The following is a 15,204-nucleotide window of genomic DNA, read 5'->3' as shown; positions in this document are numbered from 1 at the left end:
CATTAGTCATTAGTCATTAGTCATTAATTATTAGCCATTTGTTATTGACTACCCATTAGCAATGCCCAAGGCTCAGTCTCCAGTGCATCAATGCCCAATTTCCCATTCCCAATTTACCATTCCCAATTTACCAATAAACTGATGTTATCGCCCATTAAATTATTGTTAGTTGAAGATTCTCCAGTAGTTACGGTCGTCCTCAAACGAATTTTTGATTCCTCGCCAGAAATCCAAGTTGTAGGAACCGCTTCCAACGGATTAAAAGCACTGGAATTAATACCTAAACTTCACCCAGAAGTAATCTGTACTGATTTGAACATGGCACCAATGAACGGGTTAGAATTCACGAAAGAAGTAATGAAGAAATATCCGCTACCAATTTTAGTAATTAGTGCTTCAGTGCAAGCGGATGATACTCAAAATGTATTTCAAGTGTTAAATGCTGGTGCATTGGATGTTTTTCCGAAACCGATTGGCGGGTCGGTATCAGATTACGCTCGCATGGCCAATCAATTAATAGCTAAAATTAAAATACTCTCAGGAGTTAAAGTATTTACACGGCATCAAAGAATGGTGCAAAAAGAAGATAATAACACAATTGTAAAAATCAACCAAGTACCAGTTTCTAATTACAAATTTTCCAACGAAAATGTTAAAACTCCAACTATTAAAGTCTTGGCTATAGGGGCTTCTACAGGGGGGCCTCAAGCACTGTACACTATTATTTCTAAGCTTCCGGCTAATTTTCCAGTGCCTGTAATTTGCGTTCAGCACATCAGTGAAGGTTTTTTGAAAGGATTAGTTGATTGGCTGGGTTGTGAATCAAAACTGCCGGTAAAAATAGCGGGTTTGGGGGAATTACCGCAAGCTGGTATTGTTTACTTTCCGCCAGAAAAACGTCATTTAGAATTGGATTCTCAAGGGCGATTTATTTATTCTCAAGCTGAGCACGTCGCGGGACACTGCCCCTCAATAACGGTAACATTTAAGTCAGTTGCTAAAGTTTACGGTCGGGCTGCGGCGGGAGTTTTGCTGACAGGAATGGGTAGAGATGGTGCTGAGGGAATGTTGGCGATCGCCCAACTCGGAGGCTTGACAATTGCTCAAGATGAAGCTAGTTGCGTTGTTTTCGGAATGCCGAAAGAAGCGATCGCCCTCTGTGCGGCCCAATATATTCTACCTGTCAGCGCGATCGCTCCTCTACTCCTGACAAAATTAAAAATTTAGGACTAACCCCCCAAATAGTGCAGAATACCCCGCCCCCCGACGGGTTAAAGAAGCCGGGTTATAAAGGACGATCGCAACTTTTTAGTTCATTAATTACTCAAAACTGAACTTTTTTTTCTAAGTCTGATTATTTGATTTTGATAAACTTACCAATTACCTCGCGCAATTTATCAGCATCAAACGGCTTCGTTAAATACTCGGTTGCTCCCGCCAAACGCCCCTGTACCTTATCAAAGGCTCCATCTCGCGCTGTCAGCATTACGATCGGCAAATTCTGAAACTGAGGCAAGCTGCGCACTGTGCGGCAGAGTTCCAATCCGTCAATCCCAGGCATCGAAACATCGAGCAACAAAACCGAAATTTGTTCGTGATAAATCGTTGACAAAGCATCCACTGCATTGTCGGTTACGAGAACTCTAAACTCTTTGCTTAAAGCCTGTTTAACAAGTCCTTGCATCACGACGCTATCATCAACTGCCAAAATAGTTGGTACTTGACTATTACTTGCACACATATTTTTCTCCCTGTTTATTTATAGTTCTTGAAAATACAAAACATAATTCCCCCCGTCATTCTTTGAGAGTTGTCTCTGGGTAATAATTGCCAACCCCGTTGGAGCGTTAGTAGAAACCTTACCCCTGTTTTTTTTACCTAAAACTCGAAAAAAGGGATTGGGAGAGTGGTCGATCGGGGATTACAACAGTTGCCAAATGTGCATCCCAGCCCATACACCCTAGACGGTCGAGTTTGACCAACTATTGTTACAAATTTTAACATATTAGCAATCTTTTGTAGTTCATCTCCTAAGTGTAGTTGAACAGCAGGCTGCGGCACAGCTCGGTAAAGGACATTGGTATTGTGGCACAAGCCAATGATTTAAATCTACCAGCAAGCCACCTACCCACGATTAAACAAGTCTGTTAAAATGTAATTAAACAGATTTAAAAATTCTAGATAAGCAATCGCCATATATTTTGGAAAGCTGCTTCCTCCCAACAGAGGCTTTTAGATTTAGAGAGCCGGAGGTATTCAAAAGCAGATTTCACTGGAAGTATAATTTATACAGTCTTAGATCTGGGGTGATCTAACTCCCATAATTCCAAAGTTTCCCTGTCAGTCAAGAGGTTAGTCTGAGTTCGGCGCAAGCAGCCTGCGCGGGACTTGCGCCCACATTCTCCCAGCACAAAATTCATAGCTTGTTTTTTAAGGGAATTATTGAGAAGGGCGGTTGCCACCAACTAGACGGGCAGTTACAAATGATAAAAGCACCTTGCCTCTTGGTAAAAAAAGTGTTCAAGCTCCATAACATCGACTTGTATCAGCTTCTTGGCTCTGATCCAGAGGTTTGCTTGGACAATTTGGTCGGTTTGGCAGCTCATATCAGCCGAACTCCTATTGCTTTCTTGAGCTTGATTGACGGTAACCGCCACTGGTTGAAGTCGCAGTTAGGTCTCGATCGAACTTTGGCCGATAGTTACCTGGATTTTTGCGATCGCGCGATCGACCGCGCTCCCGAAGAGTTCGCCGTCGGCTCAAACTCAAACTCGGAATTTGACCGGGCAATTCCCCTGCAAAAACCGCCAGTTGCTCCCGAATCTGCGATCGAACCCCCTGCAAATTCCTTTATGGAACCGCCCGCCGCCATTGTCCGAGACGCTTCCACAGACGTGGGATTTGCCGAGCATCCGCTGACCGTTTCCTACCCCTTCGTGAAATTTTACGCCGGAATTCCAGTCGTAACCTCAGATGGGCAGATGCTGGGAGTGCTATCCGTCATGGACTCCGTGCCGAGAGACTTGACAAAAGAAACCATAGAAGCTATCGAAGCTTTGAGTCGGCAAGTTGCGAGTTTGGTGGAGCTGCGCTGGCAATTAGTCAAAGCCCAGAAACAGTTGCCAGAAGTAGAAGATATCACCTCTGAGAGCCAGCAAATCTCGCAGTTAGTTCGTGGCTCGAACCGATCGAGCTTCTGTGCGGTACAGACGCCACAGAGCGGCACCAGAATATACCGAACAAAAAAGCTCTCGAAGCTAGGGGGAACCGGCAAATCTCAATATTTGTGCGAAACTTCAGCAAGCATCGGGATCTATCCTGATACCAAAAAAATCCGAGAAATCGTTGCCCGATCCCGGGACACCTCCCAGGGCCAACTAAGGGCAGCCTCGCTACAAGATCCATCGCGCTTGGGAGCCCTGCAAGCTAAAGTAGGTGCAGTCCTCGGACAAGGCGGGAAACTATCGGCCATCCTCAACCGCTGCACCGAGGCAATGGTAGAGTACCTCGACGCCACAGCGGCGAGCATCTGGACGTTCAACCCGCAGACAGAGCGGTTAGAATTGCAGGCTAATTCAGGACTCAGCAGCGAAGAGTGGGCAGGGGATAGAGAAGATTGGGTGCGAGCAGAACCGGGAAAACTCCAAACGGCTCCTGTGTGCCTACTGTCGAACCCGTCTCTCTGCGCCATTGCCTATCCGCTGATTGTCGAAGAGCGGCTGGTGGGAGTGATGCTTCTGTGCAGTAGCGCTTTGGCAAGCGACGGAGCGCTAGAAGTTCTGGGCTGTGTGGCTAACGCCATCGCCGTGGCGATCGATCGCGTCACCGCCCGAGAAGAATTGTTGAGCCGCCGCGAAGGCCTGCTGTTCGGCCTCGCCAGCCAGATGCGGAATTCCCTCGACCTCGACAAAATTTTAGATACGGCTGTCAACGAAATTCGCAGCTTGTTGCAGGTTGACCAGTGCTACTTTTTGTGGTACTCAGTCTCGCGAGACGGGGAGCCAAGCTTTGCGATCACCCACGAGGCGGCAAATCCCGAACTCAAAGAGCGGCTTACAGAATACCCGATCGAACAAGTAACGCTGCTGGCTGAGAAAATTAGCCAGCGCCAAACGCTCCGGATTGGCGACGCGGCAACAGCAGTCTGCATAGAGCCGCCCACGCGAGTTTTTTTGACCAGTCTCGGGATTGTTTCTAACCTGCTGCTGCCGCTCAAGACTCGCTCCGGTCAAATGGGTGCTGTAGTTTGCAACCATTACAGCAGCAGACGTTCATGGGCGACGAGCGAAGTGGAATTGCTGCAAGCGGTGGTGGATCAACTGGCGATCGCGATCGACCAAGCCGAACTTTACGCCCAAACCCGGGCGGCCGCCTTAGCCGCTCAAACTCAAGCCCGCCAACTGACGGAAACATTGCAGAGTTTGCAGCAGAAAGAAGCTCAGCTCATCCAAAACGAAAAAATGTCCTCTCTCGGTCAAATGGTCGCCGGCGTCGCCCACGAAATTAACAATCCTGTTAATTTTATTTACGGCAACTTGACTTATTGCAAGCAGTACATGAAAAATCTGCTGGAGTTGCTGCACTTGTATCAAAAGCACTACCCCGAGCCTTGTCACGAAATTCTCCACAAAAACGAAGAAATCGATGTTGATTTCATAGTTCCGGATTTGCTGAAAATTCTGTCTTCAATAGAGATAGGAACCGAACGCATCAGCAAAATAGTCCTGTCTCTGCGGAACTTCGCGCGCCTTGACGAAGCCGAGATGAAGCCGGTGGACATTCACGAAGGGATTGACAGCACGCTGCTGATTTTGCAGAGCCGCTTGAAGTCAAACGAGCTAATACCGGGAATTGAGGTAATTAAAGACTACGGCGACTTCCCGAAGGTAGAGTGCTATCCCGGACAGCTCAACCAAGTATTTATGAATATTTTGGGGAATGCGATCGACTCTTTGGAAAATCAGCCCGCACCCAAGACGATCAAAATCTCGACTGCGTTGGTGGATCGAGACTCGGAGGTTGGTGAGTCAGGAAAGTCGATCGGTCAAGTTGTGGTGATTCGGATTCAAGACAGCGGGCCGGGATTGGTCGAAAAAGCTAAATGCCACTTGTTTGACCCTTTCTTTACCACTAAACCTGTGGGCAAGGGTACGGGGCTCGGCTTGTCTATCAGCTACCAGATTGTGGTGGAAAAACACGGAGGCAGCTTGAAGTGTATCTCGGAACCTGGACAGGGAGCGGAGTTCTGGATTGAAATCCCGGTAGCTCGCCCCCCTAAGATCAAAGAATAAACCTGCAGGCGATCGGTTTCAAAAACATTTTTTAAATTTTATTGTCAAAATGCTTGACAGATTGCTGTGTTAGAATGTTAAGATAGTGAAGGTTAAGACGTTGGGGCGTCGCCAAGTGGTAAGGCAGCGGGTTTTGGTCCCGCCATTCAGAGGTTCGAATCCTTTCGCCCCAGTTAAATTGTGTCCAGTAAATCAATTATTTAACTGATTGTTGATAGTCAGCGCTTGGCTGACGAGAGAAAAACGACTTTCTAACTACAAACCTAATTAAGACTTGCTGACAGGATATAAGAAGCCGGGGTTTCTTGCTGCGGGTTTTGCCTAAAAGCGTAGATTTGTGGTCAAAAAATCGGTTTCTTTGGTCGCCAGTACCCATTTTTCGCAGAAACCGTTGTTTGTGCGTAAGATCACTTCTGACTGCGCCGGAATTGTATAGCAGAAGGAAGAAGGAAGAAGAAAGAAGGAAGAAGCAATAAAATCAATCGTTTCAGCCATTAACAACGTCCTAACCGTCTTGGCGGTTGCTATAAAATCAAGTCAACATTCAATACTCATATCAAATCCGGTTGTATTGGAATGATTAAACCGCTCTTGACGCCGAGAAAACAGAGGAAGAGAAAAGAGAGACGAATAATTCCGATACTACCGGATTGGATATCAACCATCCTTCAGTTTTTCGACTAACAGTCAACAGTCAACAGTCAACAGTCAACCCGCCCTATTCCATCTCACGGCAAAGTGCTGGGGCCGCGAGCGTTTAGCCGATCGAAAACGTATCGGGAAATGGCCGGCAAAGCTGTTTCGTCCTTGGCATAAGCCGGATCGTCTGCGAAAACAACTAAGATATAAATCGCGCGATCGTCTAAAGTTCTAACAAATGCCGCTTCGCTGCGGGATTTGGAGGTATAGCCAACTTTGGAACCAAAATAAATATTAGGTGGTAAAGATTCGCCCAAAAATCCTTGTATCGAGTTGAGAGGGTCTTTTTTCCACGCCTTGGGGTCTAAGTCTCTCGTTAGCAAGTAAGCCATTTTGCGGCTGGCGACGCTAGAAACCGCTTGTCTAGTATAGATTTCATATATTAATCTGGCGGCTTGGTCGGTAGTTACTTGATTGCGAATCGGCTGAGAAGCATCGCCCCGCAATTGCAAGTCGCGACCGATTGGCCCTTCTTGTCTTAAATAGTATATGGGATAATTTTTGGTGCTTATACGAAGATCATTGTAGCCTGCTGACTGGAAAAATGTGTTAATTTGAGTGCGCTTTTTCAGCCATGTTTGCAACTCTTCTCCTGCGAGCCGTCCGCCGGATTTTGTATCTGTGATTTTGTCTAAAAGTCGGCTGGCAGCATCGTTGTTGGAGATGCGAATCATTTGCTCAAGGTCGTTTTTAAAGGCAGATTCTCTTTGCGTAATGATGCCTTTTTCTATGGCTGCGTAAAACGCTGCCATCCAAAATAATTTGGCAACGCTAGCGGGAAATCGGAGAGTTTGATTTTGATATCCGGCAAAGGTGTGACTTTGGGAATTGCTGACATCAAATAAGCTAATGGATAGCCGTTCAGCAGGCAGTCCTTTGCTGGTTGCAATCTTCACAGCTTCATCAACAATCCCTTGCAATTCTTGAGAGTAAACTGGATTGGGAGGTGTCTTGATGTTGTAGCTAAAGGTAGGCTCGCTTTGACGATCGGCTAAATTTTCCGATGGTTCAATTGTCGGAGGCGAGAGTGCTTCTTGAGGCGAGACGGCCTGTTGAGCCAAGATGACTGGCGGTTCTGGGGGACGGCGAATTCTGAACGGTATTGTGACAATCCAACCGATCGCGATCGCCCCGGCAATTAAGCACATGATGTTACGGTATTTTAAGCGAGAAAATTTCGTCCTCACTCGGCGACGAGATGGCACTGGGCCTTCGCTGCTTTGGCGTCGGCGTCCGACTGGGCCTTCGCTGCTTTGGCGTCGTCGGGATTGGATTAGACCTGTTGCATGAATTTTTGCTCGCTCGGTCAACCGCAGATACCAGGCAGATGAACGCAGATTAACCCAGATAATTTCAAGAATTGAGAGCGACTTTTGCAAGAGGTCTATGGGGCGTCGGGTCTGGATTGGGCGACGAGATGGGACTCGGCGCTCGGTGCTTTGGCGTCGGGACTGGACTGGACGCTCGGTGCTTTGGCGTCGGGACTCGATTGGGCGTTGGGGCCCGATGGGGCGGCGTCGGCGTTCTACTTGCATTACAGTTTTGTGCTATCAAACTCGCACGATCAGTTTATAATAGGGCGGCATCTAAATGACAAGTGTATCGATCTAGTCCGCTGTTGCCAATTTTATCTGTCTACTAGGCTGATTGAGACTTCGAGTAATTGTAAAATTTTCAGGATAGCACTGAGTTGAAGCAAAATCCTTTGAAAAACATGAGAAATTTTTGGAGTCTGGCTGTTTTGGGATTTGCGATCGTCGGCGTGAATAATTCTTTGATACCTGATGTTTGGGCATTTCAGTCTCTATCTGCTACGGGATATGTTGTCGATCGACAAACAGCAGGACAGGGCGCGGATGTAGCGTTTTCCTTGACGGGAGAAAGCGCAAATCGGGAAGTGACAAACAACCAAACTGTTTCCAGTTTCCCGAGTATATTTTGGGACTTCAAGAATTTACCTGAAATTTCCTATTCCCAATTGCTGGAGGTGCTGGCGAGACGACCTGACTTCAATAATACGGAGAGAGAAACTGCTGCACAACCCGAAGACATAGCACGTTTTGAAAAGGTTGTACAGTATGCAAAACGACAAAATTTGCACGATCGACCGATCGGAGAAATCGTTCAGGCGATCGCGGATAATTTCCTAGGAAAGCCCTACGCCGAGGGTTTGCTGGACAAATCCGGCGAAGAAAAGTTGATTGTAACGTTGAATAAATTTGATTGCGTTTTGTTTGTAGAAACCGTTTTGGCGATCGCCAGGGGCGTAGCAGTACAAGATTACGACTATCAAAATTTTGTAAATCGCATAGAAGAACAGCGGTATTTAAACGGTAAAATCAACGGTTATTGCAGCAGATTGCATTATTTTTCCGAATGGATTAACGACAATCAAAAACGGCAAACATTGGAAAATATCACCGCTGAATTAGGCGGAGTGCCCATGAATAAAACACTAAATTTCATGAGCCAGCACCGCAGCAGTTACCCGCAAATGGTCAAAGACGAAGCAACTTATCAGTGCATTGTCAGCCAAGAAGCAGACTTAGCCAAAACTACTGTTAATTACATCCCGACAAATCGGATAAAAAGTGTTTATTCTCAGTTAAAACCGGGGGATGTTGTAGCGGTAGCCACGGAGGTTAAAGGATTGGATGTCACCCACACGGGTTTAGTCTACCGCAATGCTGACGGCAATATGGGTTTAATTCACGCTTCGCCGGCTGGGGAGGTAACAGTTGCTTACGACTTGCAGAGATATATTAGGAGAGGCGAAAGTGCGATCGGCATTGTAGTCGCTAGGGCGATCGATCCCAGATAAAGAGGATATGTGAGGTTATCAAAAGAAAAGACTTTAGTCCTTACTACGAACCTGTTAGGATTTTTGGTGTCTTATCAGGATTTTATGCTTCAGGCAAACCACCAAAACCCAGTCCATAATACATCCCAAAATATAGCCTATAAAATCCTCGCAAGCAAAGCCGCTACCGATAAATAGACGCCAGAATAATGTAGCCCTAATCCATTGCCAAAAACGAGGATGCCACAGTTGGCTAAATTCAATTGCCAAGTTAAACATGAAAACTCCCCATTCTTTTAACAAGTGATTACCAATAAAGTAGGTTTATTTCCGATCGCCTACTCAGGGATGACACAACTGCGTCGTTAGCGCAGCCCTCGAAGAGGATCGCACTCAGTCGGCGGGCTGGTCGTCATAATTTACCTCCTGGTGAATTGACAAAACGTGAGAACCTACCCAGAATCAGGCTTTAGCTTAGATGTGAATTCAAGTAATTGCCTCTTTTTTCTGAAAGGGAGATGATTTCATGCTTTGCAGCGCTCGGCATTTCATCTTGATTTCATAATTGCGTGCAATTCTATAGAAGTAAACCAATTTGGAGTATCTCAGGTAGCAACATTTTCTTTCGGTACTCTATCTCTAGTCTCAATGAAGTGAGTGTTCCTCAACTTCTTTGCAAAGATAGGATTTTCAGTTCTTCTATTTAAAGTCATTGCTATTAGCAGATTCCAAAACGTTTCTTCCACCGCTATTCAAAACTATGTAATTCGGTTCCACCGCTATGCTGCTGATGCCAGGATTCTAAGTGAAGTCATCCATCCTCTAAACCACTATTCACGATTTCATCTAGCAAACGAAATGAACAATACTTTCATTGCAACTTATTTTGATTGGGATCACCGGACTCCACGCAAACGCCATCGTTTGGCTAATCGGGTATTGAATAAATTGCATTTGAACGGTCAAGTTATTCCCAAATCGCCTGGTATGGCAAGTATAGAAGCTCGAATGAATATTTTTCATTTGGCAAGCCAAACAGCAGCATACAAAGTATCTGGTGATGTTGTCGAAGTCGGTTGCAATGCTGGCGAAAGCTCCATTGTGATCCAAGAAGTTCTGCATGAGTATGCGCCTGAGAAACAATTTCATGTGTTTGACAGCTTTGAAGGGCTTCCAAAACTACAAGGAGACGATATTAAAGATGGAGTATACGATCGAGGTTCGATGACAGCGAGACTCGACGAATTCAAAAATAATTTTTCCGCTGTTGGACTGGATCTACCACATATTCATAAAGGATGGTTTGAGGATACTGTTCCTTCATGTCTTCCAGATAAGATCAGCTTTGCAATTGTAGACGGCGATCTATATAGCTCTACTAAATATGTACTGCCCCATGTTTACGAGCGTCTAACGCCAGGAGCTATTTGCTTATTTGGCATTTATTATGATGAAAAGGTGTTTTCACGTCCACATACTGCTGAGCCTTTCAAATCGCCTGGTGTAAAACGTGCTTGTGATGAGTTTTTTGTAGACAAGCCTGAAAAAGTCTCTGTACTCTATGCTTGTGAGTATTCCAACGGCTATTTTCGCAAGCTGTAGAGACAGAGAAGTTTTAGGGTAATAATAATCTGGTGTTTCTATCCTGAGAGTGTTTCATCACCTTTCTAAATAGGGCATTCCTCGGAATTTGGCGATCGGTAATAAATCTTGTTTATTGCCGATCGCCAACACCTAAAATGACGCAAATACGTCGTTAGCGCAGCCCTCGAAGAGGATCGCACTCCTGAGCTGGCTAGGTGCTTGTGGCGCACCTTACGCTACTTAAAAATCAAGGACTAAAGTCCTTACTACAAACCCGATTAATTGATGATTTCGCTGCGAGATACCTTACTATTTCTAGCAGGATTTGGCGTTAATTCGGGTGGCGAAACTTGAACACTTCCCCACTCATTCAAAAAGCTTTTCAGCAAAACCTCTTGCTGAGTGCGAAATGTCTCGACATTTGCCCCGCGATTCATAATCACAAACCACACTGTTTCTTGTTTTTGAGTTGGCAGCGCTCCGCCCAAAGCGCTAACATTATCCAACGTGCCAGATTTGACTACTGCTAATTTGGGAAGCGGCCGTTCTGACAGTATTCCTTTATCTTTTCCAACTACAGTTAAGACATCAGCAACTGTCATGCTGTAAGGTTGAAGATAGCGTTCTAAAGCGATAAACAAGGCGCAAGCAGCCCGGGGAGAAATGAGGTTTTCTTCGCTCAATCCCGAACCGTTGACGAGTTTAATTTCTGCGGGAGGAACTCCGGTTGCTGCTGCTGCTTTTTCCGCGACTGTTTTAGCACCGCCGACAGTATCAGCTAGCATATCTGCCATGAGATTGTTGCTGTACTGATTCATTTTTTTGATCAGTTCGGCGAGGGGTAAAGAATAATGTTTTACTAAAGGCTGAACGCCGTTGGGAGGTGCTGGCAAAACTTTTACAGTACCCTCAATTTCTATTTGGGGTTTCGGCGTATTTGGAGGTAGTGTTTGATACTGGGCGGCGGCTTCGCTCGGCCAGATTTGACTGTTCAATCCTTGTTTGAGCAATTCTCCCGACTTGAGGGGATCAAGTTCAAAATTCATGTAAAACTTATCGACAATTATCAAACTGCCAGTGACTCGCTTGATGCCTTTTTGATTTAAGGCGTTACCCAGGGCGATCGCCTCTTCCCAAACAAACAACGGATCGGCGTTTCCCTGAACAATTAAATCGCCTTTTAATACGCCGTTTTCAATTTTTCCTGTTGTACCAATTAAGGTAATAAATTGATGTTCCGGTCCGAATTCTTGCAGCGCTACCAGAGATGTTGCTACTTTGGTAATAGAAGCGGCTGACAGAGGAACTGTACCTTGATGATTGGCTAACAAAGTATTGCCAGATTGCATCCATATCCCTTGGTCTTCTTTGGCAAAACCTTGTGCTGTCAACCCGTTGAGATATTGCTGGATTTTGGTATTTGTGGGGGTTTCTGGATTGTTAACAGAGATTATTAAGGGCTGAGGCTGACTTGGTTTAACCGGCGGCGGGGAAGATTCAGCTACAGGAGAGGGAGATGCAAGTTGGGGCGATTCAGTAGCTGCGCAGCCGGCAATAATTGTGAGAAGGGCGATCGAACTCGCAGCAGTCAAGTAGCGGTTTTTCAGCATTACTTTAATTTTTTTCATCAAATGTACGATCGTCTGTTCGGCACGCCCGATGGAAAGTTTAGCATTAGCCCGCCCGTTTTGGAGCATCCGCATCTGCGTTACCACAATTGCGAACCGCTGACATTAGCTATCTTCTTCTCCATCTTTCTTCGCGCTCTACCCTACGGGAACGGCTGCGCCGAACGCATCTTCGTGGTTGGTTAAATAGAAATTGTTTAAATACTGCGGGATTTTATAACAATAGTCCGGACTGTTTTTAGTTCGCAGTCTTAAACCCACGATTTGCCGTTGGTAGCGAACTTGCCGAATCGTCTTGAAACCCTTATTCTACCGTTGGCAATCACAAACTGTCCGAAGTATTTTTATACCATTTCCCAAAAACAATGCAACTCTAGCCAAGCTTCCAACTCTTATCTTATAAGCCATTCCCCAATCTAAAATCTAAAATCTAAAATAGTATGATTTTCAGCGCCTGGGGTGAAGGCCCCAGGCCGATCGCTCTGACAAATTTTCGATAAACTGGTTTATCCAGCCATACTCCCTATACTCAGCGGCACCATTTCCCCGTGCATCGTCAGGCCTAATAACATCGGCCCGCCCGGTCGAATCAACTCTCCTGTAAGCGCGCAGCGTTCCTCCTGCTGTGCTGTGGCATTAATGCTAGCTCGAATATCCGATCGAGAAAACATCTGCCGATACTCTCCAGACTTCTGCTGCACGTAATTCCAGAGCAAATCTCGAATCAAAGCTTGATAGCCTTGATTGCCCGCGAGCTCTTTAAGTCTCTCTTTGAGTTCTCTTTCTAGTCGAATGCTGGTGACTTCCATTTCGGTGGTTGAGGTTCTAGGTAGGGTATGCATAATTTTTTCTCCGTGACGGGTGGACATATGTGTAATATCAGTGTAGTATGTTTACAGCTAGATTGAAAGCCTCTTAACCACCTTCTGCCGACTTTGAAATTTCTCCCCACCTACTCCACCTATCAACTGAAGTGCGATCGCCCCACGGGTCGCTCCGAGTCGTTACGGCACGTCTTTAGGACGGGTTTTGCGACTGTTGCAGCGACCTCGCGGGCGGGCCAGGGCCTAAATAAACCCGGTTATAGTGGATTAGGACAAATTGCAGAAATTAATTACAACGAGGTAGACCGGCACGGTCTGCAAGTGGCACAGCCATATCGAGAGACGCGAAGCGGGAGGTACAGCTAAACTACTGTACCAACACAGGATGAAAATTTGCCTTTAGCAGTTTTTCTAGCCCCCGCTTCTAAGTAAGAGAAGCGGGGGCATTTGATTTGATATTTGAAAAATTCGATCGGCTTGGGGAACTGGCAAAAAACCAGATGTAGCCAATGCTGATGAAGCACCCAAAATTCAAAATCCCAAATCTAAAATCCCAAATCTAAAATCCCAAATTGATGAGGAGGAGCAAGCCGTGACCGTAGTAACTGATGTATTGAGGCAATCTGTGGTGGTATTTTCTCAGAATTACCTACCAATGAGCCGTGTCAACATCAAACGGGCGATCGTACTTTTGGTAACAGGCAAGGCTGAACCTCTGGATTTTAGCATTGGCAACGGCTGGCTGGTACGATCGCCCAGCAGCAGCATCCACGTACCCGAACAAATCCGCTTGACTTTTGGCAACAGGGAACGCCTGTGGAAAGTACCCCCGGTCAATCGCCGGGAAGTTCTGCGCCGCGACGCTCATTCTTGCCAATACTGCGGTAGCAACCGACATTTGACGCTAGATCACGTGATGCCTCGATCGAAGGGCGGCCCGCATACTTGGGACAACGTGGTGACTGCTTGCGAACGGTGCAACTCCCGTAAGGGCGATCGAACTCCCGTAGAAGCTGGAATGTCTCTGCGAACTAAGCCGAAGGCCCCCATACACCCCACTGTTGCTTTTGCCGAACTGTTTTGGCACGAATACCAAATTGGGGAATAGGTAATTGGTAAGTGGTAATTGGTAATGGGTAATTGGTAACAAAATTTAGGTTGTGGGCTGTGCGCGGCAATCTTAAAACTTAAAACAAATTACAAATTACAAATTACCAACTTTCAGGGACGCACTTATTACCGAATCAACCTGGTTTTTTGACAAAAAAACTCCGCTTTTAGGTAATTTTGGAGCAAAAAATCAAGGTGATGATACCATGCAGCGCAATTCCCGATTACCAATTTCCGATTACCAATTTTCAATTACCAATTTTCAACTTTCAATTTCAAATTTAGGGCTGTCAATATGCTGAAGTTGACTTACACTGAAACGGGCTTTAACCTCGAGCGTTTGGCTCAATCTCCCGAACAGTTAGTGGCGCTGCGAGTTGTGCTGGCTATGCGAGTTGGTCAAAGCATCAGCGTCGAACCGAGCACTGCGGCATTTTTGCTGCCGGCGAATTTGTCGGCGCTGTCTCTATTGGAATCTGAGGCCCACCGAGACGACAACGATGCGATCGCCCTTTGTGTTGCTGATGCTGACTTTGTAGAAGTGACTCTGCGCGGTACGTGGATTTCTGACGCGTCTGAGGGGGCTGACGGCGTGTTTGCGACTGTGTTGGGCGATCGGGCGGAGTTCTTGCTGCTCAAACTCTGGCTCGAAACTCAGGCTGCTGCGGAGGTTGTCGGGGAAGTCGGTGATTAATATCGGATGTGGAAGGAAGAGGGAACAAGCAAGAGGGAAGAAGCAAGAAGGAAATATTTTCGGGGTTGCATAATGGTGCTATAAATGGAGGTCAAACCTGATGCAATGTCCTGAATGCTGTTCCCAAGACTTCCGTAAGAACGGTAAGATCCGAGGTAAACACTCATCACATTTGTGTAGATTGCGGTCGTCAGTTTATTGATGTTGAAACAACATCTTAAGTTTAATAGTGTTCCCGTTCCCTATTCAATTAATCATTACGATCGAGTGAGATGAAGATATATAGCAATCCTAAATCATTTGTGAATTTCTTACTCCCTCCCCTTAGTAAGGGGTGGGCTGGGGTGGGGTAAAAAAATTACGGCTCATTTAGGATTGCTCTATCGCGCTTATCATACCTTAATCCAGCAACGCCAAAAAACGTTGTATGTGACGGCAGCGACTATTTTGTAAGATGGTTAATGGCAAGGTTGCAGCTAATCATTCTCTTCTAACTTAGGAATGAAAATTTAATAACTTCACTATTTACTCAATTGTCGGAACAGCACGGTAATTCCATTTTGGCAAATATTCA

The 15,204-nt window shown here is 45.9% G+C and carries 12 protein-coding genes and 1 tRNA gene; 7 read left to right on the top strand and 6 right to left on the bottom strand.

The window, feature by feature from the left end; all coding sequences use genetic code 11:
- Nucleotides 1-141: 141 nt before the first annotated feature.
- Nucleotides 142-1,227, top strand: coding sequence for a chemotaxis-specific protein-glutamate methyltransferase CheB (gene cheB / locus QUA54_RS23780; protein ID WP_333416562.1), 1,086 nt, complete (start codon nt 142-144; stop codon nt 1,225-1,227).
- A 127-nt stretch (nt 1,228-1,354) separates the two neighbouring features.
- On the opposite strand, the gene QUA54_RS23775 is transcribed toward cheB, so the two are convergent.
- Nucleotides 1,355-1,741: a response regulator gene (locus tag QUA54_RS23775; RefSeq protein ID WP_172184656.1), complete on the bottom strand. Its 387-nt coding sequence runs from the start codon at nt 1,739-1,741 to the stop codon at nt 1,355-1,357.
- A 775-nt stretch (nt 1,742-2,516) separates the two neighbouring features.
- On the opposite strand from QUA54_RS23775, the gene QUA54_RS23770 reads away from it, so the two are divergent.
- Both QUA54_RS23770 and QUA54_RS23765 read left to right on the top strand, forming a co-directional pair.
- On the top strand, nt 2,517-5,291 hold the full coding sequence (locus QUA54_RS23770; RefSeq protein WP_333416561.1) for a GAF domain-containing protein: 2,775 nt from the start codon (nt 2,517-2,519) through the stop codon (nt 5,289-5,291).
- A 101-nt stretch (nt 5,292-5,392) separates the two neighbouring features.
- A tRNA-Gln gene (locus tag QUA54_RS23765) sits at nt 5,393-5,464 on the top strand.
- Nucleotides 5,465-5,612: 148 nt separating this feature from the next.
- Here QUA54_RS23765 and QUA54_RS23760 read toward each other — a convergent pair.
- Nucleotides 5,613-5,786, bottom strand: a complete 174-nt coding sequence (locus tag QUA54_RS23760) for a hypothetical protein (protein ID WP_333416560.1) — start codon at nt 5,784-5,786, stop codon at nt 5,613-5,615.
- Between the two features lie 233 nt (nt 5,787-6,019).
- A complete protein-coding gene (locus QUA54_RS23755; RefSeq protein ID WP_333416559.1) occupies nt 6,020-7,525 on the bottom strand; it encodes a serine hydrolase in 1,506 nt (501 codons plus the stop codon).
- 179 nt (nt 7,526-7,704) lie between these two features.
- Here QUA54_RS23755 and QUA54_RS23750 point away from each other — a divergent pair, with 179 nt between their 5' ends.
- Nucleotides 7,705-8,811, top strand: a complete 1,107-nt coding sequence (locus QUA54_RS23750; RefSeq protein WP_333416558.1) for an N-acetylmuramoyl-L-alanine amidase-like domain-containing protein — start codon at nt 7,705-7,707, stop codon at nt 8,809-8,811.
- Between the two features lie 54 nt (nt 8,812-8,865).
- Here QUA54_RS23750 and QUA54_RS34540 read toward each other — a convergent pair whose 3' ends face one another.
- Nucleotides 8,866-9,093, bottom strand: coding sequence for a DUF2809 domain-containing protein (locus QUA54_RS34540; protein WP_445301580.1), 228 nt, complete (start codon nt 9,091-9,093; stop codon nt 8,866-8,868).
- 555 nt (nt 9,094-9,648) lie between these two features.
- Here QUA54_RS34540 and QUA54_RS23745 point away from each other — a divergent pair.
- Nucleotides 9,649-10,392 (top strand): TylF/MycF/NovP-related O-methyltransferase, encoded by a 744-nt coding sequence (locus tag QUA54_RS23745; RefSeq protein ID WP_333416557.1) that lies wholly within the window; start codon nt 9,649-9,651, stop codon nt 10,390-10,392.
- A gap of 260 nt (nt 10,393-10,652) precedes the next feature.
- On the opposite strand, the gene QUA54_RS23740 is transcribed toward QUA54_RS23745, so the two are convergent.
- Together QUA54_RS23740 and QUA54_RS23735 are read right to left on the bottom strand one after the other, a co-directional pair.
- Nucleotides 10,653-11,984 carry a D-alanyl-D-alanine carboxypeptidase gene (locus QUA54_RS23740; RefSeq protein ID WP_333416599.1) on the bottom strand — a complete coding sequence of 444 codons (1,332 nt, stop codon included), beginning with the start codon at nt 11,982-11,984 and terminating at the stop codon, nt 10,653-10,655.
- A gap of 524 nt (nt 11,985-12,508) precedes the next feature.
- The gene (locus tag QUA54_RS23735; protein WP_039886507.1) at nt 12,509-12,844 is read right to left on the bottom strand and encodes a ribbon-helix-helix domain-containing protein; all 336 of its coding nucleotides are present in this window, start codon (nt 12,842-12,844) and stop codon (nt 12,509-12,511) included.
- A gap of 574 nt (nt 12,845-13,418) precedes the next feature.
- Here QUA54_RS23735 and QUA54_RS23730 point away from each other — a divergent pair.
- Together QUA54_RS23730 and QUA54_RS23725 are read left to right on the top strand one after the other, a co-directional pair.
- Complete coding sequence (locus QUA54_RS23730; protein WP_172189167.1) at nt 13,419-13,934, top strand: HNH endonuclease; 516 nt, start codon at nt 13,419-13,421, stop codon at nt 13,932-13,934.
- Nucleotides 13,935-14,231: 297 nt separating this feature from the next.
- Nucleotides 14,232-14,630, top strand: coding sequence for an alr0857 family protein (locus QUA54_RS23725; protein ID WP_333416556.1), 399 nt, complete (start codon nt 14,232-14,234; stop codon nt 14,628-14,630).
- The last annotated feature ends 574 nt before the right edge of the window (nt 14,631-15,204 follow it).

The sequence above is a fragment of the Microcoleus sp. MOSTC5 genome, assembly GCF_036701825.1.
Lineage (GTDB): Bacteria > Cyanobacteriota > Cyanobacteriia > Cyanobacteriales > Microcoleaceae > Microcoleus > Microcoleus asticus.
This window is presented reverse-complemented; position numbering and strand designations above follow the sequence as displayed.